At 37.9% G+C, this 25089-nt stretch carries 21 protein-coding genes; 10 read left to right on the top strand and 11 right to left on the bottom strand.

The features are described from left to right. Positions 1 to 55: 55 nt before the first annotated feature. From LH29_RS24485 to LH29_RS01065, 5 genes are all read right to left on the bottom strand, one after another. The gene (locus tag LH29_RS24485; protein WP_157493521.1) at positions 56 to 265 is read right to left on the bottom strand and encodes a hypothetical protein; all 210 of its coding nucleotides are present in this window, start codon (positions 263 to 265) and stop codon (positions 56 to 58) included. Positions 266 to 279: 14 nt separating this feature from the next. Then, positions 280 to 1047, bottom strand: coding sequence for a hypothetical protein (locus LH29_RS01080; RefSeq protein WP_045025725.1), 768 nt, complete (start codon positions 1045 to 1047; stop codon positions 280 to 282). Beyond that, the gene (locus tag LH29_RS01075) at positions 1047 to 2918 is read right to left on the bottom strand and encodes a hypothetical protein (protein ID WP_045025724.1); all 1872 of its coding nucleotides are present in this window, start codon (positions 2916 to 2918) and stop codon (positions 1047 to 1049) included. The genes LH29_RS01080 and LH29_RS01075 overlap by 1 nt, the downstream gene beginning before the upstream one ends. Before the next feature lie 106 nt (positions 2919 to 3024). After that, positions 3025 to 3957 (bottom strand): glycine-rich domain-containing protein, encoded by a 933-nt coding sequence (locus LH29_RS23500; protein ID WP_157493520.1) that lies wholly within the window; start codon positions 3955 to 3957, stop codon positions 3025 to 3027. Then, positions 3941 to 5497, bottom strand: a complete 1557-nt coding sequence (locus tag LH29_RS01065; RefSeq protein WP_045025723.1) for a hypothetical protein — start codon at positions 5495 to 5497, stop codon at positions 3941 to 3943. Before LH29_RS01065 ends, LH29_RS23500 begins: the two co-directional genes overlap by 17 nt. A gap of 207 nt (positions 5498 to 5704) precedes the next feature. Between LH29_RS01065 and LH29_RS01060 the strand changes: the two genes are divergently transcribed. Then, a complete protein-coding gene (locus LH29_RS01060) occupies positions 5705 to 6778 on the top strand; it encodes a glutaminyl-peptide cyclotransferase (RefSeq protein ID WP_045028404.1) in 1074 nt (357 codons plus the stop codon). Positions 6779 to 6895: 117 nt separating this feature from the next. Here the strand turns inward: LH29_RS01060 and ruvB are convergent, their stop codons facing one another. Together ruvB and LH29_RS01050 are read right to left on the bottom strand one after the other, a co-directional pair. After that, positions 6896 to 7918: a Holliday junction branch migration DNA helicase RuvB gene (gene ruvB, locus LH29_RS01055; protein WP_045025722.1), complete on the bottom strand. Its 1023-nt coding sequence runs from the start codon at positions 7916 to 7918 to the stop codon at positions 6896 to 6898. An 11-nt stretch (positions 7919 to 7929) separates the two neighbouring features. After that, complete coding sequence (locus tag LH29_RS01050; RefSeq protein ID WP_045025721.1) at positions 7930 to 8304, bottom strand: response regulator; 375 nt, start codon at positions 8302 to 8304, stop codon at positions 7930 to 7932. Between the two features lie 437 nt (positions 8305 to 8741). Here LH29_RS01050 and LH29_RS01045 point away from each other — a divergent pair, with 437 nt between their 5' ends. The 9 genes from LH29_RS01045 (at position 8742) to LH29_RS01005 (ending at position 20998) form a co-directional block, all read left to right on the top strand. Further along, positions 8742 to 12029, top strand: coding sequence for a DUF4175 family protein (locus LH29_RS01045; protein ID WP_045025720.1), 3288 nt, complete (start codon positions 8742 to 8744; stop codon positions 12027 to 12029). Beyond that, complete coding sequence (locus tag LH29_RS01040; protein WP_082063369.1) at positions 12019 to 12429, top strand: ATP-binding protein; 411 nt, start codon at positions 12019 to 12021, stop codon at positions 12427 to 12429. The genes LH29_RS01045 and LH29_RS01040 overlap by 11 nt, the downstream gene beginning before the upstream one ends. Beyond that, positions 12426 to 12863 carry an rRNA maturation RNase YbeY gene (ybeY, locus tag LH29_RS01035; protein ID WP_045025718.1) on the top strand — a complete coding sequence of 146 codons (438 nt, stop codon included), beginning with the start codon at positions 12426 to 12428 and terminating at the stop codon, positions 12861 to 12863. Before LH29_RS01040 ends, ybeY begins: the two co-directional genes overlap by 4 nt. After that, on the top strand, positions 12860 to 14740 hold the full coding sequence (mnmG, locus tag LH29_RS01030; RefSeq protein ID WP_045025717.1) for a tRNA uridine-5-carboxymethylaminomethyl(34) synthesis enzyme MnmG: 1881 nt from the start codon (positions 12860 to 12862) through the stop codon (positions 14738 to 14740). Before ybeY ends, mnmG begins: the two co-directional genes overlap by 4 nt. A gap of 26 nt (positions 14741 to 14766) precedes the next feature. Further along, entirely contained in the window at positions 14767 to 15288 is a 522-nt protein-coding gene (locus LH29_RS01025; protein WP_198152319.1) for an adenine phosphoribosyltransferase, read from the top strand. Beyond that, on the top strand, positions 15289 to 17112 hold the full coding sequence (gene uvrC, locus LH29_RS01020; RefSeq protein ID WP_198152318.1) for an excinuclease ABC subunit UvrC: 1824 nt from the start codon (positions 15289 to 15291) through the stop codon (positions 17110 to 17112). A gap of 83 nt (positions 17113 to 17195) precedes the next feature. Further along, positions 17196 to 18245 carry a tRNA 2-thiouridine(34) synthase MnmA gene (gene mnmA, locus LH29_RS01015; protein WP_052670497.1) on the top strand — a complete coding sequence of 350 codons (1050 nt, stop codon included), beginning with the start codon at positions 17196 to 17198 and terminating at the stop codon, positions 18243 to 18245. Between the two features lie 519 nt (positions 18246 to 18764). Next, on the top strand, positions 18765 to 19502 hold the full coding sequence (locus LH29_RS01010) for an acetylxylan esterase (RefSeq protein WP_082063368.1): 738 nt from the start codon (positions 18765 to 18767) through the stop codon (positions 19500 to 19502). A 47-nt stretch (positions 19503 to 19549) separates the two neighbouring features. After that, positions 19550 to 20998 (top strand): family 43 glycosylhydrolase, encoded by a 1449-nt coding sequence (locus LH29_RS01005; RefSeq protein ID WP_045025714.1) that lies wholly within the window; start codon positions 19550 to 19552, stop codon positions 20996 to 20998. 64 nt (positions 20999 to 21062) lie between these two features. Here LH29_RS01005 and rsgA read toward each other — a convergent pair whose 3' ends face one another. From rsgA to rbfA, 4 genes are all read right to left on the bottom strand, one after another. Beyond that, positions 21063 to 22013: a ribosome small subunit-dependent GTPase A gene (gene rsgA / locus LH29_RS01000; RefSeq protein ID WP_045025713.1), complete on the bottom strand. Its 951-nt coding sequence runs from the start codon at positions 22011 to 22013 to the stop codon at positions 21063 to 21065. Between the two features lie 237 nt (positions 22014 to 22250). Beyond that, positions 22251 to 23279 carry an L-threonine 3-dehydrogenase gene (tdh, locus tag LH29_RS00995; protein ID WP_045025712.1) on the bottom strand — a complete coding sequence of 343 codons (1029 nt, stop codon included), beginning with the start codon at positions 23277 to 23279 and terminating at the stop codon, positions 22251 to 22253. Between the two features lie 177 nt (positions 23280 to 23456). Beyond that, on the bottom strand, positions 23457 to 24689 hold the full coding sequence (locus tag LH29_RS00990; protein WP_045025711.1) for an ABC transporter permease: 1233 nt from the start codon (positions 24687 to 24689) through the stop codon (positions 23457 to 23459). Between the two features lie 38 nt (positions 24690 to 24727). Then, on the bottom strand, positions 24728 to 25072 hold the full coding sequence (gene rbfA, locus LH29_RS00985; RefSeq protein ID WP_045025710.1) for a 30S ribosome-binding factor RbfA: 345 nt from the start codon (positions 25070 to 25072) through the stop codon (positions 24728 to 24730). Positions 25073 to 25089 lie beyond the last annotated feature (17 nt).

The following is a 25089-nucleotide window of genomic DNA, read 5'->3' as shown; positions in this document are numbered from 1 at the left end:
TTTGAAATTGTAATACTATCTAGATCAACTTAAATGTGATTAATTTCCTCTATTGTCATATTATTGTTTTGCAGTAATATCCATTAACGGGAAGCATTTTTACTAAAAGTACCGTTCCAAAAGCACATGCTAAGTTGATATATCCAAATTGCTTAGTCGAGTCCATTATCTTTAATGTTTTTTCAAGTACTTCAGGTTTATTACCTGTTATGAATCCGCCTTTTCTGGATATAAAGCTTTTATATGGGCCTGCACTTAGTATCATCGTTTTATATGTTTTTATGGTGCATTCACTTTGAATATTATATACTGACACAAATGCTGAAAATGGTCGATTGCTTTTACTTTTTGGATTAACGATGTACTCTGAGTAGCATCTACTATTTTATAGCCATTCTCAAAACCTATAACTCCACCACCAACACCCTCGTTTATATTGTTATAAGTTTGAGAAATGTCTGTTATAGAGTAGCGTGGCAAATCGTAATTACGCACTGCCAATACAGAAAAATAGACCAGATTGGTAACGTTATTCTGTATCACTACTGCCTTACCTATCGTATCGCTAAGATGGTTACTGGTATCTGCACCTAAATATTCAAACTCGCCCTCGGTTTCAAAAAATGTCAACTGATAACGCTGATTTGATGGCGTAGGTTTTGGAATAGTCAAGGTTTGAGAACCTGTTGTCGGATTAATTATATAATACGAGTGCATTTCCTGTATGGCAGAAAACGCATCTAAAACACTTTCGGGGCGCAATGTTTCAGTTAAAGTATTATTGCTTATTGTAGGTGCGCCAGTTATCGGTTCGCCATGATATTCGTACAAACTCAATATTACTAAATCAGTTCCACTCGGAATTGTTATAGCATCTACAATAGGATCTGTCCTATATATCGCATCGTTTATTATACTTCCGTAGCTCACACTTGTATATCCTACGGGTTCTGCCTCATCGGGCGCACGGTGTGACCAGTAAAAGTTTTGCCCTGTTACTCCTTGGTGTAAAACCAGAAAAATCAATATGTATAGTATTCGTTTCATTATTGGTAATCCAGTGTTCCGTTTACAATTATTCGTGTGCCATCATAATACCAACTCAATATATCTATTGTGCTGTTACCACTCATGGTTATTGCATCGCCTGTAAAATCTAAATAAGGGGCTATTACTACCGTGTAACCTGTAAAGGTTATAGTGTAAGCTGTGGCTGCATTACTTACTGTAAGGTTACCTGTCATTCCTGCTTCAAGGTTTGAAAAAGCTATCGAAGTATTTGCAGACAAGGTTATTGTGGCGTTCAATCCGTTATCTACATTCCAAGCTGTTGTTACTATTTGTACTCCGTAGTTCCAAGTCGAACCTGTTGCCAAAAGATTATGGTCAACATCCGTATTGTCGGTAAACATTAAATCCCCACTTGTGTGAACCCAAAGACCGCTTACGCCTGCACCAAATTCTGAGCTTCCCCATTCATTTTCAATTGCATAAGCGTCTTTAACGCGAACAGTATGGGGTACATACAATGTACCTGTTGCGTGTAATTTAAAACCACTATTATATATAAAACCATCCACAGTAGTATTTGTAAGTGGAATTTCTGTGCTTGCTCCATAGTTCACAGTTCCACCACCGTCTGTAAGGTCGTATTCTGTTCCACTATCATTCATGTAGTAAAACTTGCCATCATCTTTGCCATAAAATGCTCCATATTCAGTAAGTGGTGTTGATGGCGAACTTGTTCTTTCTTTCGTCTGCCAAAGACCTGAACCAGTTGCTATAAAATCTCTTGCTCCACCATTTGCCGATACACCAGTTCCATAAGTGTCAGTCGCGAAAAATAAACCTGCTTCTGCAACGCCTGATGAACTAACCCATAGTCCCGTTCCGCTTGATGAAGAAACATAAAGACCCGTTTCTGTATTATCTCCCTTTATTATTAATTGTGTATATTCTAATGAATTTTGTCCAATACCAACATTACCAGTATTGTTATAATCTATTCCGTAAGTATCTTCTGTCCATAAAGATGAATCACCACTTAATCCACTCAAATCGACTATTTTTTTAGCTTCACCATCATTTTCTAAACTTAATTCCAGGTCAGTACCGTTCAATTGGAATACATCAATAGTCTGAATTTCATTGGTGATTGAATTGTCAATTTCTTCTGTTAAATAGCTTTGTAAATCGCTAATCTGACTTTCTGTTATTGTTAAACCCGTTAAATCGATTTGATGTGAGTGACTTGCCGTTGTCACACTGTTTACCGAAGTAGATGTAATCGTTGAGGGTGTACCAAGTGTTACCAGGCCGCTGGTTGTTATACTTGAAAAATCCATTCCATTGCCAGCAGTAATACTTGTAACAGTGCCGCTACTCATATTTAAAGTTAAGTTTTCAATTTTATCATACAGGGCATTTTTGGTTGGAACAGAATTATTTCCATTCCATGAAGAACCATAAGTTTCGGTTGGCACACTAATATCTTGCGTAAATACGTTAGCTACACTTAAGTTGGCAATGTTCCCAACCATACTGTTAAATGCACTGTCTACACCTGTAAAATTGAGGGAGTTACCTGTTAATACTATATTTTTTATATAACTATCCGAAGAACCATCCAACAACTCTATTTTTTCGTACAAAGCAGCCATTGTTGGAACTGAATTATTTCGATTCCACGAAGCTCCATAAATCGTATAGGGTACAAACTGATTTTTGGTAAAAGTATTGGATGTATCTAATCCGGCAAAACCTGTATGTCCTGACTTATCAAAAGATAAATTGCTCAGCGATGAATGATCTGTTGTTTCTGTACTTCCTGATACAACTACACTTTGGTTAAATGCCCGCTGACCAAATGCACCTGATGACAGGATTAGTAGTATTAACAAAATTCTTAATTTTCTCATTGTTTTATCAGTTTGGATGAGCTTGTTACTTTGCTCATTTATGAAAAATCCAAATCGTATTTTCTCACATTTAAAAAAACTGTTTAATAGCTTAAACCTGTAATTATCACAATTGATATCGAATAATTACTATTCCTGAACCACCAGATCCTGTCCTGCCAGTAGTAGCATATCTTGCTCCACCTGCACCTCCTCCTGTATTTGGCTTGCCGTTTTGTGCGGATGTTGCAACCCCATATATCCCATCTGCTCCTCCTCCTAGTCCACCATATCCAATTGATGCAGTACCATTATCTCCAGCACCGCCGCCACCACCACCATAGTAAGTCGCAATACCATTAATATCACTCATGATGCCATTGCCCCCATCACCGCCATAAGAAGTTGTCAATTTGGTAGTACCAGGTTCATCAGCACCACCTCCACCACCTGAACGTCGAGTTAATGAGCCATCACCGCCATTATATCCTTGTCCCGAAATGCCAGTTCCATGGTTAGTAAGACTACTTGAATAAACAGTGGCTCCACCACCTGAACCGCCATTCATAAATGTAGGATTAGATCCATCTGAGCCACCTCCAATAGCTACTATTATTGTTCCTATTGAGCTATTCTCCGCTTGTGTTTCGGCTGGAGTCCATGCAGAACTAGAAGTAGCCCGATAACCACCTATTCCACCAGCACCAACAGTAATGGGATAATTTCCCTTAACTATCAAGCTAGAGCCCTGTAATACACCACCACCACCAGCTCCTCCAATTGCTGCATTGTTGTTACCAACTCCACCGCCGCCACCAACGACCAAATACTCAATTATTCCCCCGGAAACAACAGTTAGCGTATCAGAAGCAGTAAAAGTATGTACCCTATAAATTACACCATCAACATTTATGTCAGCTACAGTTCCCCCAGTACAAATAACATCTCCACTTTCACCCCCAATTCCCTGGTAGTAAAACATCCCGTGATTCATAATTTGTCCGAATGAACAAATATTCATTAATAAGAAGCCAAATACTATTTTAAGGTTCCTGACCATATTGTAATATTAATTCCAGATTAGTTCCGTTATCTACACATGTATATGTGCAACTCGACATTTTATTTGCAGTATTGTATATTGAATTGAATTCAATTTGATTTGATATCAGAGTTCCTCCTGAATCAGAATAACCCTGAACAGTAACTGAGCTTGGATTACTCGCTCCAATACTTAAGAAAATAGTTCCCTGATAACCACTTTTAAGATTATATATTGATATAGTAACTGTGCCAGTTGTATTTAATGTATATGCACCAATACTGGCTGCACTTGCATCATGAGAAAACGATGTTGTATAAGATCCGTTTAATACCTTTTGTATGAGATCGTCTTTCCAATTTAAATTACCTGAATCATCAAAAGTTAATCGGTCTCCACTGTTTGGTGCGTTTATTACTTTTAAATTTGCAGCATCTATAACACTATCCGCAACAGTTAATTCAATCGCTCCTTTAACCTCTCCAGTGTGTGTTTGATTAAACAGATTTGATGATCCAGGCTCGATATCATCTGTAGTACCAGTGACCGGATTAAAAAAAGTAGTCGTATCAATTTCGTCGCCCAATGCAATTTCAATAAGTAAACCATTGTTTACTCCTGTTCCCAGAAATAAACGTACATCACCATGTTCATAGGTTTGATTGGATATTGCATTTCCTGCAGCAGAGGTTGAAAGAAAATAGTTGGCACCAAGAGTCCATGATCCTTTTGTATAAATTCCAGCAAATTGATAACTAAAAGTATTGGCATCAATTACTTCCGCAACAACGCCAATAACATCTGCCGTAATGGCATCGTTTGCAATCGGCTTTATAAAGGATCTAGAAAAATTTGAATATCCTACCCAGTCGCCAACACTAAATCCATGAGCAGTCTGGACAATAGTATCACAAAATTTATTCACTGCTTCCTGAGAAAATCCAGTTGAGTGATCTTCTACAAACTTCTGTAAACCAGGAATATTTGTAGTATCCTGATCTCCACTGTTAAATCCACTTGTACTGGCTAGCCTATCAATATCTGCCTGATTTGTAAATTTTTTAAATGTTGAAGCATCGTTTATATCATCGGCATCTAATAGAACAACACCTGTTTGTCCGTTAACTGAAATTATTGTTCCTGAACCAGTGTTACCCCAACGAGAAGTATCTGTTGGGGTAATTTCGTCTTTTGACCAAAAATTATTTAAATCGAATAATGTGGTATCTACTGCATAGTAAGTAAGGTAACCCTGTGGATTTTTAAGTTTAAGCGAAAAACCTGCAGCATTTTTATTAAAATCGTAAATACCATTCTGAATCTGTACTGTTTTACCATCAATTGTTTCTTCGGTCCATGCTCTTGTATAAAGAAAGTAATTATCATGCGTAAAACTTTTGGGCCAGATAACTTCTATGTCAGAAGATGTAACTATTAGTTTATCGGTAAATGCTGTATAAACATTATCCGCACTTTCCGAAATCGAAGTTAGGGAACTGGACCAAACAACTTGAAAAGTGACGGAAAAAAATAAAAAAAGAATTAGAAACTTCTTCATTTTATGGAATTTTCATTTTTAATAAAAGTCAAGTTAATTTATAGATCTGGTAATGAAAAATGAGAAACCTCCAATGGAACTTATGATTTTGTGAATGGTATATTTTTTTTTATGAATGGTATATTGACAAACCTGAAAAATACATTTAGAAGACAAAAACAACGTTTTACAATATGTTTTATCTTTGAAATCAAAAATTACAGTGTAATGAAGCGAAACCTCTTCCCAATAGTACTGATATTTTGTTTGTTTGTGAGCTTTTTTTCGTGCTCAAATAAATCGAATAAACGCCCGCGAAAACCGGTAAGCAGCATAAGTATTAAACCGGCTAAACAATTATATACTTCAGGCGATAAAGTTACTTTAGAGATTAAAACCAAACTGCGCGACGGCGAACTAAAATCGGTAAAAGTTTATTACGAAGGCGACTTATTAAAAGAAAGCACCGACCTTGATTTTGAAATTACCGGTGTGGAACTGAATCAGGTTGGAAACAGCAGTTTTAAAGTAGATGCCGAAAAAACGGACGGACTAAAAAACAGCCGCACAAAAACGATTAATGTAATTTCTGATATAGCCCCAAAACAACTGACTTACCAGGTGATTGAAAAATATCCGCATTTAAAAACTTCCTACACCCAGGGACTGGAATATTACAACGGCTATTTGTATGAAGGAACAGGTGAAACCGGCCATTCGAAACTGATGAAAATCGATATTAAAACCGGCAAACCTCTTCAATCTTTCGACATGAATGACAAGTATTTTGGAGAAGGAATTACTATTTTAAATGGTAAAATTTACCAGCTTACCTACCGTGCAAAAAAGGGTTTTATTTACGACCTGGAAACCTTTGCAGTAATCGACAGTTTTACCTATAAATCGGAACAAGGGTGGGGATTGACAAACGATGGTACCAACCTGATAATGAGCGATGGAACCAATGTGTTAACCTGGTTGAATCCAGATGATTTTTCGATAGTTAAAACTGTACAGGTGGCCAATAACCGTGGAAATATGAATGTTTTGAACGAGCTGGAATACATCGACGGAATAATTTACGCCAATATTTACACCACTAACCACATTGTCAAAATTGATGTCAAAACCGGTAAAGTATTGGAAGAAATAAACCTGGAAGGTCTGATCGATATGTATCACCAACCAAACGATCGAATTGATGTGTTAAACGGAATAGCTTACGATGCCAAAAACGACCGCATGTTTGTTACCGGAAAGCTGTGGCCCATGCTATTCGAAGTAAAGTTTATCGAACAATAAAGAATTTCGAATGATGATTAACGAATGTAGATTTTAGAAGTATCCATCAACTGAAACTGTCTACTTCTTTTCCGATCATAAATCTAAAATCGTTAATCGAAATTCATCATTCCAACCTTAAAAAAGGCTGGGGGAGTCGCCGTACCGAACGCGTCCTAAATGTTTATAAGCCAAATCGGTAACTTCTCTTCCGCGTGGTGTTCGTTTAATAAAACCTTCTTTAATCAAAAACGGTTCGTACACTTCTTCAATGGTTCCGGCATCTTCGCCAACAGCCGTTGCAATGGTTGTGATTCCAACCGGTCCGCCTTTAAATTTATCGATAATCGATTTTAAAATACGGTTGTCCATTTCGTCCAGGCCGTATTTATCGATGTTTAAAGCAGCCAGTGCATGACGGGTAATATCCATATCGATAGTACCATCACCTTTTACCTGGGCAAAGTCGCGAACACGACGCAGCAATGAATTTACTATTCGAGGAGTGCCACGGCTCCGGAAAGCTATCTCATGAGCCGCCTCGTCGCTTATCTCTACATTCAGTATACCAGCCGACCTTTTTACTATTTGCGTTAAAATATCGCCGTCATAATACTCCAGGTGCGAATTGATACCAAAACGTGCCCGCAATGGCGACGTTAATAATCCCGAACGTGTAGTAGCGCCGATTAGCGTAAACGAATTCAGCTCTATTTGTACCGAACGTGCACTCGGACCTTTGTCTATCATGATATCGATACGGAAATCTTCCATAGCCGAATACAAATATTCCTCAACAATAGGAGAGAGGCGATGGATTTCGTCGATAAACAAAACATCGTTTTCTTCGAGATTGGTTAATAAGCCGGCCAAATCGCCTGGTTTATCCAATACCGGTCCGGAAGTAATTTTAATACCAACTCCCAATTCGTTGGCAATAATATTCGATAAGGTTGTTTTTCCCAGTCCCGGAGGTCCGTGTAATAAAACATGATCCAAAGCTTCGCCACGCATAAGAGCCGCCTTTACAAAAATCTCGAGGTTTTCAACAATTTGTTTTTGTCCGCTGAAATCATCGAATTGCAAGGGGCGCAAACGCTTGTCGAGCTCTTTTTCGGTATCCGTATATGAATTTCCTCTAATATCTAATCCATCTTCCATCTGCACAAATCTTATTCGGGAATAAAGATGCGTATTTTTTCAATAAGCTGGGCAGCTGTAAAGGGTTTTGATAAATACTCATTCATTCCTACCTTAAAACACCGCTCCCGATCGTTGTCGAGCGTATTGGCTGTTATGGCAATTATAGGAACCGGGTTTTCAATGGCGTTTGCCTTCTCATACTCTCTTATGGCGGCGGTAATTTCATAGCCGTCCATTTCGGGCAGCATAATGTCCATTAACACCAAATCGAAATCGTTCTGCTTTACCTGCTCAATAGCTTCGGGTCCGTTGGTAACTGCAGTAACGTTGTAGTTATACTTCTTCAAATTAAATATAACCACCTTTTGATTTAATAGGTTGTCTTCTACAAGTAATATGTCCAATCTTCTTCTATTATAATTAATAATTAAACAAATTTAAAAATTAATACTAGTTATTATATCCTGTTGGTAATTGTTAATTACTATTTTTTACCAATTATGCAGAAACTGTAAACATGTTTGTTCTCCTGTTTTCAACAACTATTTTACAGGTTAAATTGTTCTTTGGTAATAAAATAACTTTTCTTTTCAACAACTGTTAATAGTGAATAGGAAAAGAGAACTAACGTTTTTAACAGGTGCATTTCCTGTGAATAAACGGGCATCAAAAAAACGTAAGATTAACGATGGTTTTTGGAAAGCGAAATTATATGATGAAAAAATTGAAGAAACCAAAAATTAGTATAAAAGATTACTTTTGTTTTTTTGACACGTTTATCCACAATTATTAACAATTAGTGTAAAAAATAAACGATTGAAAAATAAGAACTTTAAGCAGAATGACGGAAAATTTCAACATACTTGTTAATAAACTAAACGCATTTAGGTTTAAATATGGCTTGTACAAGTTGATAAGAGGGGCGGCTTTGGTTTTTGTATTGTTAATTACCTTATATACAGTATTTTCTGTAGTTGAATACTATATTTACCTTTCTTCGTTAACACGTAAAGTCATTTTCTACGGTTATCTCATTTTTGCCGGTTTGTTAAGTACGCAGTTTATATTCGTTCCTTTATTTCGTTTACTGCATATTTTAAAACCTATTGATCTGAAATCATCTACTCATCTGATTCAGAAACATTTTGGTGAGATAAAAGATAAATTATTGAATATCATTGAATTATCTGATTTGCATGACAAGCAGTACTCCAACGACTTGTTAATTGCCAGTATTGATCAAAAAATTGATGAGTTGAAAGTATTCGATTTTAATGAAGCAATTGAGTATAAAAATATTAAGGTTATTTCTATTTATTTGATAGTTAGTGTTTTAATCGCTTCAGGAATATTATTATTCAATAAAAATATTTTTACTGAATCAACAAATCGTTTGGTACATTATAACCAGGAGTTTGTTAAACCTGCTCCTTTCTCTTTTCAATTAACAAACGAAAGTCTGAAAGCGAAAAAGGGTGATCCCTATACCGTAAAAGTAATAGCCGAAGGCGATGAAATTCCACAAATCGTATATATAAATATCGAGGGAAATAATTACCTGATGAAAACAATTGAAACCGGTAATTACGAATTTGAGATGGCCTCAGTAATTAATCCTGTTTCGTTTTATTTTACTGATTTAAACTATAAATCAGATAGTTATACCCTTCAGTTGCTACCTAAACCTGGTATTAATTCTTTCACTGTAAATGTAATTCCACCGAGTTATACATTAGGCGAATCGCAGTTGCTGGAAAACATCGGAGATGTGCAGGTTCCATGTGGAACAATTTTGAAATGGCAGTTTTCAGGAATAGATGTTGACTCGCTGGCCCTGTTGTTTAATGACTCGATAAGAGTGAAAGCGACTGAAAACGAAGGACTGTTTGAACTTGAAAGAAGGATCTACAAATCAAGTAATTACAATGTTTATATCCGTAACAGTGTTACCGAGGAAGAGTTAGCTCTGTCATATAATATTGATGTGATACCGGATATTTACCCGGATATTGAAGTTATGCGCATTGAGGACTCAACACGTTTAACACGTTTCTTTTTTAAAGGTGTTATTGGGGATGACTATGGTTTTTCGTCACTAAAATTCCATTATAATATTGCCAACGAAGACACGGCTATTGCATTACCTTTTTCAAAAAATACCACCGACCAGGAGTTTTATTTCAGTTATGATTTTAATGCTGTTGAATCGGAAGGAGCAATTTCTTACTATTTTTCTGTGTCCGATAACGATGCTATAAACGGCTATAAAACTACTACTTCCGACAGTTACACATTTGTATTCCCAGATAAAGAAGAATTGGAAGCTAACGAAAAAGAACAGTTTGAAAACCTGGAGAATATGATTGCTGAAAGCCAGCAATTATCAAAGGAAATTCAAAATAGTTTGCAAAATCTGCAGATTAAAAATATGGATACCAATACCTCCGATTGGGAAAAATCGCAGATGGTTAATGACATTGTACAAAAGCAAAACCAGCTTGAAAAACTGTACGATAAAATTAAGCAGGATAATAAGCGCCTAAATAATTACATGAATTCGTTTAATGATAACTCGGAGGCGATCATCGAAAAACAAAAGCAGATAGAAGAACTGCTCAAAGAAGTTTTTACGGACGAGTTACAGGAACTAATGGACGAATTTAATAAACTGGCTGAGGAGTTTGACAGTAAAAAACTAAATGAGCTTACCCGCGATATGAACGTTACCATGGACGATCTTCAGAAACAACTCGACAGAAATCTGGAGATGTTAAAGAAGTTCAAGGTTGAGCAAAAGTTGCAGGACATTACGGATGAAATGAGTGAAATGGCCATGGAAGAGGAGAAAATGGCCAGGGAGATAAATGAAGAGAAAAATTTCGAAGAAATAAGTGAAAAGGTAAACGAACATCAGGAAAACCTGAAAGACCTCGAAAAGCGTTTAAATGAAGCTTTGGAAATGAATAAAGAATTGGAGAAACCTATTGGTTTTGATGATTTTGACGAGGAATTTAAGGAAATGCAAAACAGTTCGGAAGAAAGTAAAGAAAACCTGGAGAAAAAGAACCGTAAAAAGTCGAGCCAAAGCATTCAGAAAACTTCAGAGCAAATGAAAAATGCAGCGTTTGCCATGCAGCAAATGTTGGATATGAACAGTATGCAACAAAACCAGGAGAACATTCAAAATCTACGTCAAATATTGGATAACCTGGTGCTTTTGTCGTTTAATCAGGAAGATGTATTAACCGGTTTAAGTAGTATTAGTGCTAAAGATCCGCGCTTGACGGAGCTTAATAAGGAACAAAAACGTATTGAAGACCAAAGTAAAATTGTAAGAGATTCGTTATACGCATTGGCGAAACGTACACCACAAATTTCAAGTATGATAAGCAATGAATTGGTGGACATGGAAATAAATCTTACAAAATCGGGCGAGCAACTTGAAGAGGCCTTGTTTCCGCAAGCCAGAAGTAGCCAGCAATTTGTAATTACTGCTACAAATAACCTGGCGCTTTTATTAAACGAAAGCCTGGAGCAGCTGGAAAAACAAATGGCAAATGCCCAACCAGGCGATCAGCAATGCGAAAATCCCGGCGGGATGGGGAGTGGAATGCAGGATCTTAAGGAATCATCTGAAAGTATAAAACAGCAGTTACAAAAGATGATCGAACAAATGAAGAACGGAAATTCGCAGGGATTAAGCCAACAATTGGGGCAAAGTTTAATGCAACACGAAATGATGCAACAAATGCTTCGCGACCTTATGAATAACGGTCAGGTGGGTAGCCAGGCACAGGAAACTTTAAAAAGAATTGATGAGATGCTGGAACAAAACCGCAGAGAGTTGATGAGTAAGTCGATTAATGCGGAAACTATTGCAAGACAGAATCTTATTACTACACGATTGCTTGAAGCTGAAAAGGCCGAAACAGAACGCGAATTCGAAGATAAAAGGGAATCAGAGAGTGCAGATGAGTTCTACAGTAACCCTGTTAAGTTTTTCGAGTATAAGGAAAAAGAGAATTTCACTATTGAGTACTTAAACCGAAATTCAAATACATTGAATAACTTTTATAACAAAAAATACAAAGATTATCTAAACAAAATACAAGACCAGAGTGAAGAATAGACCACCTAACATATTGATTATAAAGTCAGTTAATGAGGAAATAAAACGGGTAGAAGAGTTTGTACGGGCTCATTTTATCTTTCATAATATGCCCGAAAAATGCTTTAATCCTGTGTTTTTGTGTATTTCTGAAGCAACAACAAATTCTATTGTTCATGGTAATAAAGAGGACCATCGAAAAACAGTAGAACTTAATATCGATTGTAAAAGCCATCTTATTCAGGTTCGTGTTACCGATGAAGGAGAAGGATTTGATGTGGAAAAGGTGCCGGATCCAACTCATAAGGATAATCTTTTGAATGAAACCGGACGCGGAATACATATCATTAGAAGCATCGCCAAAAATGTTGAATTTAACAAAAAGGGAAACAGTCTAAGTTTCCAAATTGTCTGTGAATGAACTCAATAGAATTTTATTTTGAAGATATCGAACCGATATCATTCCAGGAAGATTTTCTTAAAAATCAAATTGAAAATCTCGTAATCAATGAAAAATATCAACTTGGAGAACTTACAATTGTGTATTGCTCCGACGAGTTTTTGCTCGAAATGAATAAACAATATCTTGATCATGACTATTATACAGATATAATAACTTTTGATTACGTGGAGAAAAATGTAATTTCGGGCGATTTATTTATAAGTATAGACAGAGTAAATGAAAATGCAGAAAATTACGGAATTTCACAATTAAAGGAGTTGTATCGTGTTGTATTACACGGAGTTCTGCATTTAGTAGGATATAAAGATAAAACGGAAGAGGAACAAGTGGAAATGACAAAAATGGAAGAGTTTTATCTTGCCAAAATAGATTTTAAAGAACTGAAGGTATGATGGAGAAATATGATGTAATTGTTGTTGGGGGAGGACATGCCGGATGCGAAGCAGCCACAGCAGCTGCAAACCTTGGGTCGAAAACATTACTCATTACTATGGATATGACCAAGTATGGTCAGATGTCGTGTAATCCTGCTATGGGAGGAATTGCAAAAGGTCAGATCGTGCGTGAAATAGATGCTCTGGGTGGTTACTCAGGTATTCTAGCCGATAAGACAACTATCCAGTTCCGTATGCTTAACAAATCGAAAGGACCTGCAATGTGGAGTCCACGTGCTCAAAACGATCGCTTTCGCTTTGTTGAAGAATGGAGAAATATTCTTGAAAACACGGATAATCTCGATTTATGGCAGGATGCTGTTATTCAATTGATAATCAAAGATAAAAAGGTAACGGGCGTTAAAACGAAGATTGGTGTCGAATTTGAGTCGAATACAGTTGTTTTGACCAATGGTACCTTTTTAAACGGTTTAATGCATATAGGGCAGGAAAAGCTTGCCGGAGGACGTATTGGAGAAGCTGCATCGTATAATATTTCTGAACAGTTACTGGAAGCAGGTTTTAAAACCGGCAGGATGAAAACCGGAACACCTGTTCGAATCGATGGCAGAACCATTGATTTTTCGAAACTTACTGAGCAAAAGGGCGATGAAGGGCATTATAAATTCTCTTATTTACCTGGTACCGAAACAAAACTTAAACAACGTTCTTGCTGGATCACACATACAAGTGCTGAAGTACATGAAGAACTTCAGCAGGGATTTGAAGATTCGCCTATGTTTGATGGTACGATTCAAAGTACCGGTCCACGTTATTGTCCGAGTATAGAATCGAAATTGGTAACCTTTGCCGAAAAGGAAAAACATCAGTTGTTTTTGGAGCCGGAAGGGGAGAATACAATCGAATATTATTTAAATGGTTTCTCTTCTTCACTTCCATGGCAGGTTCAGTTAAAAGGTTTACATAAAATTTCCGGTCTGGAAAAGGCCAAAATATTCCGTCCGGGTTATGCGATAGAATACGATTATTTTGATCCAACTCAATTGAATCATACTCTGGAAACCAAAATTATTGACAATTTGTTTTTTGCCGGACAGATTAATGGAACTACCGGTTATGAAGAAGCAGGTGCCCAGGGAATCATGGCCGGTATAAATGCGCATTTAAAATCAGCAGGAAATAACGACACTTTTGTCTTAAAAAGAAACGAAGCTTATATTGGAGTTCTAATCGACGATCTTGTTACAAAAGGTGTAGACGAACCTTACCGGATGTTTACCAGTAGGGCAGAATTTCGAATTTTGCTCCGACAAGACAATGCAGACATCCGTCTAACCGAAAAATCGTATAAATTAGGCCTGGCTTCGCTAGAACGTCTCAATTTACTGCAAGAAAAAACACGCTTAATTCAGGAAATTATCGACTATGCGAAGGATTTTTCTGTAAAGCCACGCTTTGTAAATCAGTTACTTACGGAAAAGGGTACTTCGGAATTGAAGCAAGGCGTTAAATTATTCGACCTTATTTTGCGTCCTCAGATTTCGATATTTGATTTGATTGAAGTGATTACCCCGTTTAAAACATTTCTCGGGCGGGTTCCGGAAGTAAGAAAAACAGAAATTATAGAAGGAGCCGAAATTGTGATTAAATACGAAGGTTATATTAATCGCGAAAAACTATTGGCTGAAAAACTGGATAAGTTCGAGAATATTAATATTGAAAATAAGTTTAATTATAACGAGTTAAAATCAATCTCTACGGAAGCACGTCAGAAACTAGATAAAATAAAACCAAAAACAATTGGGCAGGCAAAACGTATCTCGGGTGTCTCTCCATCCGATATAAACGTTTTACTGGTGTTATTAGGGCGTTAATGTTTCACGTGGAACAATTTTATAAAATGGATTTAAGAAGAGAAATACGCGAGATTCCTGATTACCCAAAAAAGGGGATAAGTTTTAAAGATGTAACAACGCTTTTTAAAAATAAAGAAGCGGTTAGGTTTGTTACGAATACAATCGTGGAAAACTTTAAAGAGAAAGGAATTACAAAAGTTGTTGGTCTTGAAGCCCGCGGTTTTGTTTTTGGCGGAGCAATTGCCGACCGTCTTGATGCCGGTTTTGTACCTATTCGTAAAAAAGGAAAATTGCCCAGTGCGGTTTTGAGTGAATCGTACGAATTGGAATATGGAATGGATAGTGTAGAGATGCATAGCGATGCATTGGAAAAACATGATGTGGTATTGATTCATGATGATTTGCTGGCCACCGGAGGAACAGCTGTCGCGGCATTAAATCTGGCAAAAAAGTGTGGTGTGGAGAATATTTATTTCAGCTTTATTTGCGATCTTGAATTTATTGATACACCTAATAAGGCGATACTAAAAGAATACGAAACTCAGGTATTAGTAAAATATCAGTAATTGAAATATAAGACGGTAAATAAAAATATTGATCACTTAAAAACGCTTATATCGGTGTTGCCGAATAAGCCCGGTATTTATCAGTATTTCGATCAGTCGAATACGATAATCTACATCGGAAAAGCAAAGAACCTGCGAAAGCGGGTTTCTTCGTATTTTACAAAGAATCACGATCACCGGAAAACGGCTTTATTGGTACGCAATATTGTTGATATAAAACACATGGTAGTGGAGAGTGAGCAAGATGCTTTGTTGTTGGAAAATAATCTGATTAAAAAGTATCAGCCCCGCTACAATATTCGATTAAAGGATGACAAAAGCTATCCATGGATATGTATAAAAAACGAGCCTTTTCCACGCGTTTTTAAAACCAGGGATTTGGTTCGCGATGGCTCAAAATATTTTGGTCCGTACACTTCTATTTATACCGTCAGAACTTTGCTGGATTTGTTTAAATCGGAATATAAATTGCGTACCTGTAACTACAATTTATCACCCGAAAATATTACTTCAGGCAAGTATAAAGTTTGTCTGGAGTACCATATTGGAAATTGTAAAGGACCTTGCGAAGGGCACGTTTCGGTAGAGAAATACGACCAGGGAATTGCTGATATTACAGATATTTTGAAAGGAAATATTTCTGGCGTTATCAAGCATTTGGAAGGCATGATGGCAGAAATGGCGGAGAATTTAAATTTCGAAGAAGCAGCTGCAATTAAAGAAAAGTATGATTCGTTAAAACGTTATCAAAGCCGTTCAACTGTTGTGTCTCCGGTTATTACAGATGTAGATGTGTATTCGATTGAGGAGGATGAAAATTTTGCCTTCATCAATTACCTGAAAATTATAAAAGGAGCCATTATTCAGACCTTTACTTTAGAGATTAAAAAGGGTCTGGATGAGAATAAAGAAGAGCTTCTTTTGGCCGGGATTATTGAAATACGACAAAAAATATTTAGCAATGCACGTGAAATTCTTGTGCCTTTTAAACTGGAAAATGTGATTGAAAATGTCACTTTTAAGGTGCCGCAAAGAGGGGAGAAGAAACAATTGTTAGACCTTTCGATGCGTAATGCAAAGTATTTTCGTTTAGAAAGGGACAAACAAGCGGTACTTAAAAATCCTAAAATTCGAACTGATCGTATACTAAATACCATTAAAAAAGACCTTCAATTAAAGGAATTACCCGAACGAATTGAGTGTTTTGATAACAGTAATCTGCAAGGAACAAATCCGGTTGCAGCGTGTGTAGTCTTTAAAAATGCAAAACCGGCAAAAAAGGAATACCGTCATTTTAATATCAAAACCGTTGATGGTCCAAACGATTTTGCTTCGATGGAGGAGGTTGTTTACAGGCGTTACAAACGTTTAAAAGAAGAAAACAAACCATTACCTAATTTGATTGTTGTTGATGGAGGAAAAGGCCAGTTGTCGGCTACAATGAAAGCGATGGACAAGCTGGAACTACGCGGCAAAATTACGGTAATAGGGATCGCAAAACGGCTGGAAGAAATTTATTTTCCGGGTGATTCAGTTCCTCTTTACATCAATAAAAACTCCGAAACGCTAAAAGTAATTCAGCATCTAAGAGACGAAGCACACCGTTTTGGAATTACATTTCATCGGGATAAACGCTCGAAAGCTTTTATAACATCTGAATTAGGAAATATAGACGGAGTAGGGGAGAAGACCACCGAGAAATTATTGAAGGATTTCAAATCGGTAAAACAGTTAAAACTACAAAAACTCGACGCTTTGGAAGCCTCAATTGGGAAGGCTAAAGCAAAGGTTGTGTACGATTATTTTCAGAAAGAAAGGGAATAAAAGAACGGATCTTATCAGCTGATCAAACCAAAACTTAGAAGTGAGTTTATTGAATACCGTTAAAATTTTACAATCATATTGAAATGAATAAACGTGTTTTGCTGGGGATGAGTGGAGGAATTGACAGTTCTGTTTCAGCGATGTTATTACAGGAGCAGGGTTTTACTGTTATTGGAGTTACATTTCTTTTTAGTGGTACCGATGATCAAAATCATCACTTTTTAAAAGATGCTACTGATTTAGCTAATCGCCTAAAAATTCAACACATTACCGTAGATCTGCGAAAGGAGTTTGAAGAATATGTTATTCGTTACTTTATCGACGAATATATAAACGGTCGCACACCTTTCCCATGTGCATATTGTAACCCTAACCTGAAATTTAAATACCTGGAAAAATACGCGAATGCAATGAATTGCGATTCAATCGCTACCGGGCATTATGTGAAAACCGGAATATATAATGGACAGAAATATATCTTTCAGGGTGAGGATCCGGAAAAAGATCAATCCTTTTTTCTTTGGGGATTGCCTCGCGAGATCATCGATAAACTGATTTTTCCATTGGGTAATTTTAAAAAAACAGAGATTAGGAATCTAGCCCGGGAAAAAGGATTTTTATCCTTGTCGGAAAAAAAGGACAGCCTGGGGATATGTTTTATTGAGGGAAATGATTACCGTCAATTTCTAAAAAAGCGTGGCATAAAATCGCAACCCGGAAATTTTGTTGACCAATTCGGGAACATTTTGGGTGAGCATAAGGGAATTTTCAATTTTACCATCGGACAACGGCGCGGATTGGGACTGAATCTGAATTTTCCGCTATTTGTGGCCGAATTTCGTCTAGATGACAACGAAATAGTGTTGGCAAAATACGACGATTTATACCGCTCTAAATTGTATTTGGAAAATTACTATATAATTGATAAAGAGATAGTTAATAGTAATTTAGAATTAATAGTAAAGGTGCGTTACAGGCTTCAGGAAACTCCCTGTAATTTGCATATTTTAAACGATACTGTGGCTGAGGTCGAATTATTAGAACCTGAAGCCATGATTGCACCCGGACAAACGGCAGTTTTTTATCATAACGACAGATTGATCGGTGGTGGATTTATAAAATCAGCAAAATAGATAATATCTATTAAAAGATCCGATCGTATACAGATTCTTTAAAGAATCGAATTTTGTTTACAACTGCAATAACTACCCTCAAGATTCAGAAAACAGTTTTCTCCGATATGATTTATTAAGACACAATTGATATAGGAGCAAATCTTAAATCTTATATCAATACGACTAAACTTATGTAGTTCTAAATAGTCAATTCTATTTAATACTAAATAATCAAAAAAGCGAAAAAGTTGCCATTCACCCGTTTCCGGAGGTGGATTATAACAAATGGATCGATTGGCAATAGTCAGTTATTCAGTTTGAAGTGTAAAAGAGTCTTTATATTCCCGGAAATGATGAAATATGTGTAAAAATAGAAATCAAATATTCAAAAACTAAAATCCCAAAACCTACATCGACTTAATTTTGAAGAATAAGTACACGGTTTCCATACCTGAAAATGAGGAGTAATGGAATTATGACTATTCGCAATATTGATTAATAAAAAAAATAAATCTTAAACTCTGAAAAGATGTAATTATGAACGTAAGACAAAAGACTATTTTATTGGCGCTTAGCCTTTTTATTCTGGTTGGTTCTGAATTAAAAGCCCAACAAGGAAGACCTGGACGTCAGATGGACGATCCTGCTTTAACCGATACTACAGGAAGAAGTATCGATGCTTATTTTGCTCCGGTATCGCTTGAAGAAAGTACCCCGGATAAGGATGGTTTTATTCAACGTTGGTTACTATTAGAACCAATTAGTAAACCCAACCGTAGTAATACTGTTTTTACCGACAGCTATCTTCGTGCAGCATTCGATACGCTTTATTTCCCCAACCAGTTTACTATTCTGCCAGAAGATGGTGACATTGTAAAAGTTGGCGATACTGAACTGGCCTGGCATGCTTTGGACAGTAAACTTTTCAATGTAAAATTATTCCGTTTCGCTTATGGATTAGCTAAACCCATTTACGGAGTGGTGTTTTGGGCTGTAACTGTTGTTAATGCGCCTGAGGACATGGAAAATGTGAGAATGGCAGTGGGCTCAAACTCAGCATCGATGTGGTGGTTAAACGGTGAAGAAACATTGTTACTTTCGGGCGACAGACGTATGGTAATGGATGATGCTGTATCGCCGCGACTAACACTTAAAAAGGGAAAAAATATTGTTCGTGGCGTTGTAATCAACGGGCCGGGGATGAGCGATTTTTGTGTTCGTTTTCTGGATGAAAAAGGCGAGCCAATCAAAAACATCACAGTTACCTGTGAGTAATATCGTTTAATCAAACTAGTTAAAATCTCAATTGAAACGAAATTATTATGAAACAAATCAAAATATTGGGCTCAATAGCTCTTTTATCGCTGTTATTCTGCGAAACAGTAATGGCACAAGTAGGGAAACCGTATATACACGACCCTTCAACAATAATGGAATGCGACGGTAAGTATTATACTTTTGGAACAGGTAGAGGTGGTTTAATATCCGAAGATGGTTGGGTATGGAACGGTGGGGGAGTAAGACCCGGTGGTGGTGCAGCTCCTGACGCAATGAAAATTGGTGACCGTTACCTTGTGGTTTATGGTGCAACCGGTGGTGGCCTCGGAGGCGGACACAACGGACGAATTCTAACCATGTGGAACAAAACACTCGATCCAAATTCTCCCGATTTCGAATATTCTGAACCTATTGAAGTGGTTCGATCGGAAGGTATGGAAGATTGTGATGCCATTGATCCGGGACTGTTGCTTGATCCAACTACAGGGCGCTTATGGTGTTCGTACGGTACTTATTTTGGATTTATTCGCCTTATCGAGCTCGATCCCAAAACAGGGAAACGAGTTGAAGGTAATGAACAAATTGATATTGCCATCGACTGCGAAGCCACAACAATGATGTACCGTAACGGATGGTATTATTTGCTGGGTACACACGGAACCTGCTGCGATGGTGCTAATTCAACTTACAATATTGTAGTTGGCCGTTCAAAAGAAGTTACCGGCCCATACGTCGACAATATGGGAAGAGAAATGCTTAAAGGTGGTGGAAAAATGGTTATTGCTGCCGGTGGAAGAGTTACCGGTCCTGGGCATTTCGGATTAATAAATATTGATGAAGGAGTACAAAAAATGTCATGCCATTTTGAAGCTGATTTAGATCGTAGTGGCCGCAGTGTACTTGGGATTCGTCCGTTACTTTGGAAAAATGATTGGCCTGTTGCAGGTGATCCGTTTAAAGAAGGAACTTACGAAATTGAATCGGAAAGAAGAGGATATGCTTTGGAACTAGTGGTTGATTTTGTGCGTATGCCACGTGGAACACACCGGTTTTGGGAAGATGCCGACAAACCGGTTGAACCTATTCCTTCGCAAACTTTAGAAGATGTAATCGACACCTGGCCAAAAGGAGACATAGGTGTAAGAATTGGTGATTACATGTTCCGTCCGCACCAACGATGGACGATTACTGCAGTGCCTGAAGCCGGTGGATATTTGGGTGGGCCTTACTATAAAATCGTTATTGAAGGAACAGAACGCGCCCTGGCAGCAACAGCAGATGCTGAAGTAATTGCAGTGCCGGAATTTACAGGCGCTGACGAGCAATTATGGAGAATTGAGCAATTAATTGACGGAACGTACAGAATTATGCCGAAGGTTGTTCCAAACTCAGATAAGAAGCTGGCGTTGGTATCAACTGGTGACAGTACACCTACGCTTGCTGAATTTGATTTTAACAGTGACAATTCTAAATGGAATTTTAGAGATCACTAGAATAAGGTTAAAAATATTATTGCGGAAGGCGCTGGTTGATTCAACTTGCGCCTTTCTTTTTTGCTTAAAATGCAGGTCGGTGTTTATCATCCGGTTCCAGTAATCCCAGATAACTTCTGAATCGGGAAGGAGCGATCTGATAATTTTCCACGGCCTCTTTAACGGCACATCCGGGTTCGTGGGTATGCGAGCAATTGTTGTACTGGCAATGCTCCGAAAATTTAAATATCTCAACAAAATAATGCGAAATCTCCCACGGTTCCATTTCCAAAACACCAAAGGCTTTAATTCCCGGCGTATCGATAATATACCCGCCAAAATTCAGCTTAAACAGTTGAGAATAGGTAGTGGTATGTTTTCCGGTTTTATGTGAGTCGGAAATCTCCATGGTTCTCAGATTCAAACCCGGCTGAATAAGATTAATGAGTGTCGATTTTCCAACACCGCTATGGCCGTTAATGACGTTGGTTTTGTCTTTTAAAGCTTCCTTAAACTTTTCTATACCGGTTCCTTCTTTAGCCGACGTTTTAAGGCATTTATAGCCGATATTACGGTAGATCTGCATCAACAGGTCCATCTCTTCCGTTTCGTCTTCGTTGTAGCGGTCAGCTTTGTTAAAAACAATCATAACCGGAATACGGTACGCCTCGGCCGAAGCCAGGTAACGATCGATAAAAGTGGTTGTGGTAACGGGGTATTGCATGGTTACTACCAAAACGGCCTGGTCGATGTTGGCAGCAATAATATGTGCCTGTTTCGAAAGATTGATAGATCGGCGAATAATGTAATTTTTGCGTTCGTTGATTTTGGTAATTAAACCAACCTGCGCTACATTTTCGTCGGCAGACACGTTTTGGAGCGTAAATCCCACACGATCGCCCACGGCAACGGGGTTTGTGTTCCGAATTCCTTTAATGCGAAATTTGCCCTTTATTTTGCATTCGTAGGTATTTCCGTTTTCATCCTCCACGGTGTACCAGCTACCGGTCGATTTTATTACTAATCCTTCTTTCAAGCTCTTTAATTTTCTGCAAAGGTAGTTTTTCTGCTGTTTATCAGGAAATTTCCTGAAACACCAGATGATTTTTCACGTGGAACAATGGTGGAACAACAAATGAAATGAAGATTATGTGTTTAGAATGGTTATTTATGAATATCGAATGATGATTAACGAATTAAGATTTTAGAAGTAAAGCTAGTAGAACCACTCCCATTTGAAATCAAAATTCGTTAATCAAAATTCATCATTCTCTTATTCCCAATCCAAAATGATCTTTCCGCAGTCGCCTGATTCCATAATTTCAAAGGCTTCCTGGTAATCATCGGCTTTAAAACGGTGGGTAATAACAGGCGAGATATCGAGGCCGGTGGTCAGCATCATTTCCATGTGGTACCAGGTTTCGTACATTTCGCGGCCATAAATTCCTTTTAGCGTTAATCCTTTAAAAATGAGCTTGCTCCAGTTAATTTGAGTACGTTCGGGTAGCAAACCAAGCAAACTTATCTTTCCGCCATTGTACATGTGGTTTACCATGTCGTTAAAGGCTACCGGCGAACCCGAACATTCCAAACCAATGTCAAAACCACTAACCATATGATGTACTTTCATGGCTTCTTTAATGCTTTCTTTGGTAGGATCGATAACACGTGTAGCACCCATTTTTCGGGCCAGATCTCGGCGGTATTTACTTAAATCAGTACCGATAATGTTGCGTGCTCCGGCAAATTTGCAAATGGCTGCTGCCATGGCTCCAATCGGCCCGCCAATGCCGGTAATTAATACATCTTCGCCCAGTAAAGGAAACGACAGAGCGGTGTGAGTTGCATTTCCAAGTGGATCCATAATCGCCATCATCTCATCCGAAATCCGATCATCAACATGCAGCACGTTTTTTGCCGGAACAGAAATGTATTCCGCAAAACCACCGTCGCGGTTTACCCCAATTCCAATGGTATTGTCGCAAATGTGCTGACGGCCGCGCCTGCAGTTTCGGCAAAATCCACACGAAATATGACCTTCAACGGTAACGCGCTCACCTACTTTTACGCGGTCAACTTCCGAACCCACTTCAACAACGGTTCCCATGTATTCGTGGCCAATTGTTACAGGTGTTTTAATGGTTTGTTGCGCCCATTCGTCCCATTTATAAATGTGCAAATCGGTGCCGCAAATGGCTGATTTTTGTACTTTCAGAAGAATATCGTTGGGTCTGACTGTGGGCATCGGAACATCTTCCATCCAAATGCCTTTTTCAGGTTTACTTTTTACAATTGCTTTCATTCGTTAGTATTTATATTTTTCGGCAACTTATGTAACTCGCTATAATCACAAGGTTTATTAGAAAAAGTTGTAGAAGCTCGTTTCATTTACATATAACTTGTTAGATGATATCAGGTGCAAGTTAAAACAAAAATATGGCTGAAAATCTAAGGAAAGTCAGTTTTGAAAATTCTTCAATCAGGCGATATTTGAAGGAGCTAACTGTTTGTTAGATATGAATTTAACGGGGTACCACGAGGCAATAAATCCGATAATTAAAACTGCGGCGAATGCCAAAATGATGTCGGTAAAAATGATATGAACCGGGTAGGCCGAAATAACAAAGGAACCACCGGCACCCGGCAATTTTATAAGGCCAAAAGTATTTTGTAACCAGCACACAAAAACACCCAAAATGGTACCTAAAACTCCTCCTGCCAGCGAAATTAACCAGCCTTCGTATAGAAAAATCCGGTTAATTTGTTCTGTGGGAAGTCCCATGCTACCCAAAATGGCAATATCCTCTTTTTTATCGATATAAAGCATGGTCAGATTGCCGATCATATTCCCCGAAGCCAGCAGCAAAATAAAAACAAGGATAAAGTAAACCGCCCATTTTTCCGATTTCATGGTTTTAAAAACCAGGTAGTGTTGCTGTTCTTTGTTTTTCACGTGGAACCCGGCTCCCACAATTTCTTCCAGTTTTTCCTGAAGAGCGTCAACATCAGCCCCATCAGCAATAGCCAGTTCAATGGCAGAAATGTCGTCTTCACTGTCAAAAAGCTCGGTGGCAAACGCCTTTGATACCAGCATGTATTTGGCATCCACATCTTCGAGCACAGCAAACACCGCCGACGGAAACAGATAACCGTGATTAAAAGCCCGTGATGGATTCAGCGATACCTGTTTTCCCTTTTTAGGCACATAAACATGCAACGGATCGAGAAAGGAAACGCCAACACCAAGATTATTGGCAATTCCGCGTCCCACAACAGCGTAATCTATCCCGTCTTTTTTGAGGTAATATTCGCCTTCAATCAACAGCTTATCGATATTGGTATAATCCGGATAATTATCAGGAACACCTTTAATTGTTGCCGCAAACTGGCGTTTTCCATAACGTAACAAGGCCACTTCTTCAACCACTTCGGCATACGAAACTACATCGGGTAAGGCTTTTATCTGCTCAATATCAATAGTATTGGGATCAAACATTTTCCCTTCAACCGACGAAATTTTAATATCAGGATCGAAGTCGCTGTAAAACACTCCAATCAGATCGGTAAACCCATTTAAAACGGAAACAATGATGATAATCGCCATGGTACCTACCACGATTCCGGCCATAGAAATCCATGATATTATATTAATAATATTCTGTTTCTTTTTCGAGAACAGATAACGTTTTGCTATGAAAAATGGTAAGTTCAAACGCCGGTGTTTTGTTTGAGAACGAAAAGTTTCGGAAACTATTTCTTTAGCAGGCTATCAATATTGTCGATATAATCGAGGCTGTCGTCAATATAAAATTCCAGATCAGGAATAACACGCAGGCTTTTTCCTGTTTTCCGGCCCAGTTCGCCACGTAGTTGTTTGCCCGAAAGCTTAATTTCTTCCAGAATTTCGTTGGCAAATTCCGAGGGAAAAATACTAAGGTGAATGCGCGCAATGGAAAGATCTTTTGTTATGCGCACTCCGGTAACGCTAAGCAATTTACCCGGGAAACGTTCTTTGTTTACTTTTAAAAGGATTTCGGCCATCTCGCGTTGAATGAGCCTCGAGATTTTATTCTGTCTTGTGCTGTATTGTTCCATTGTTTCTGATTATAAGC

This window comes from Draconibacterium sediminis (genome assembly GCF_000949475.1).
Classification (GTDB): domain Bacteria; phylum Bacteroidota; class Bacteroidia; order Bacteroidales; family Prolixibacteraceae; genus Draconibacterium; species Draconibacterium sediminis.
Note: the sequence above shows the minus strand (reverse complement) of the source record. Positions and strands in the feature narration are given on the sequence as shown.

Excerpts from the sequence above, each read along its gene's own strand:
- LH29_RS24485 (WP_157493521.1), bottom strand. The coding sequence starts at position 265 with ATGATACTAAGTGCAGGCCCATATAAAAGCTTTATATCCAGAAAAGGC.
- LH29_RS01080 (WP_045025725.1), bottom strand. The coding sequence starts at position 1,047 with ATGAAACGAATACTATACATATTGATTTTTCTGGTTTTACACCAAGGA.
- LH29_RS01075 (WP_045025724.1), bottom strand. The coding sequence starts at position 2,918 with ATGAGAAAATTAAGAATTTTGTTAATACTACTAATCCTGTCATCAGGT.
- LH29_RS23500 (WP_157493520.1), bottom strand. The coding sequence starts at position 3,957 with ATGGTCAGGAACCTTAAAATAGTATTTGGCTTCTTATTAATGAATATT.
- LH29_RS01065 (WP_045025723.1), bottom strand. The coding sequence starts at position 5,497 with ATGAAGAAGTTTCTAATTCTTTTTTTATTTTTTTCCGTCACTTTTCAA.
- LH29_RS01060 (WP_045028404.1), top strand. The coding sequence starts at position 5,705 with ATGAAGCGAAACCTCTTCCCAATAGTACTGATATTTTGTTTGTTTGTG.
- ruvB (WP_045025722.1), bottom strand. The coding sequence starts at position 7,918 with ATGGAAGATGGATTAGATATTAGAGGAAATTCATATACGGATACCGAA.
- LH29_RS01045 (WP_045025720.1), top strand. The coding sequence starts at position 8,742 with ATGACGGAAAATTTCAACATACTTGTTAATAAACTAAACGCATTTAGG.
- ybeY (WP_045025718.1), top strand. The coding sequence starts at position 12,426 with ATGAACTCAATAGAATTTTATTTTGAAGATATCGAACCGATATCATTC.
- mnmG (WP_045025717.1), top strand. The coding sequence starts at position 12,860 with ATGATGGAGAAATATGATGTAATTGTTGTTGGGGGAGGACATGCCGGA.
- LH29_RS01025 (WP_198152319.1), top strand. The coding sequence starts at position 14,767 with ATGGATTTAAGAAGAGAAATACGCGAGATTCCTGATTACCCAAAAAAG.
- mnmA (WP_052670497.1), top strand. The coding sequence starts at position 17,196 with ATGAATAAACGTGTTTTGCTGGGGATGAGTGGAGGAATTGACAGTTCT.
- LH29_RS01010 (WP_082063368.1), top strand. The coding sequence starts at position 18,765 with ATGAACGTAAGACAAAAGACTATTTTATTGGCGCTTAGCCTTTTTATT.
- LH29_RS01005 (WP_045025714.1), top strand. The coding sequence starts at position 19,550 with ATGAAACAAATCAAAATATTGGGCTCAATAGCTCTTTTATCGCTGTTA.
- tdh (WP_045025712.1), bottom strand. The coding sequence starts at position 23,279 with ATGAAAGCAATTGTAAAAAGTAAACCTGAAAAAGGCATTTGGATGGAA.
- rbfA (WP_045025710.1), bottom strand. The coding sequence starts at position 25,072 with ATGGAACAATACAGCACAAGACAGAATAAAATCTCGAGGCTCATTCAA.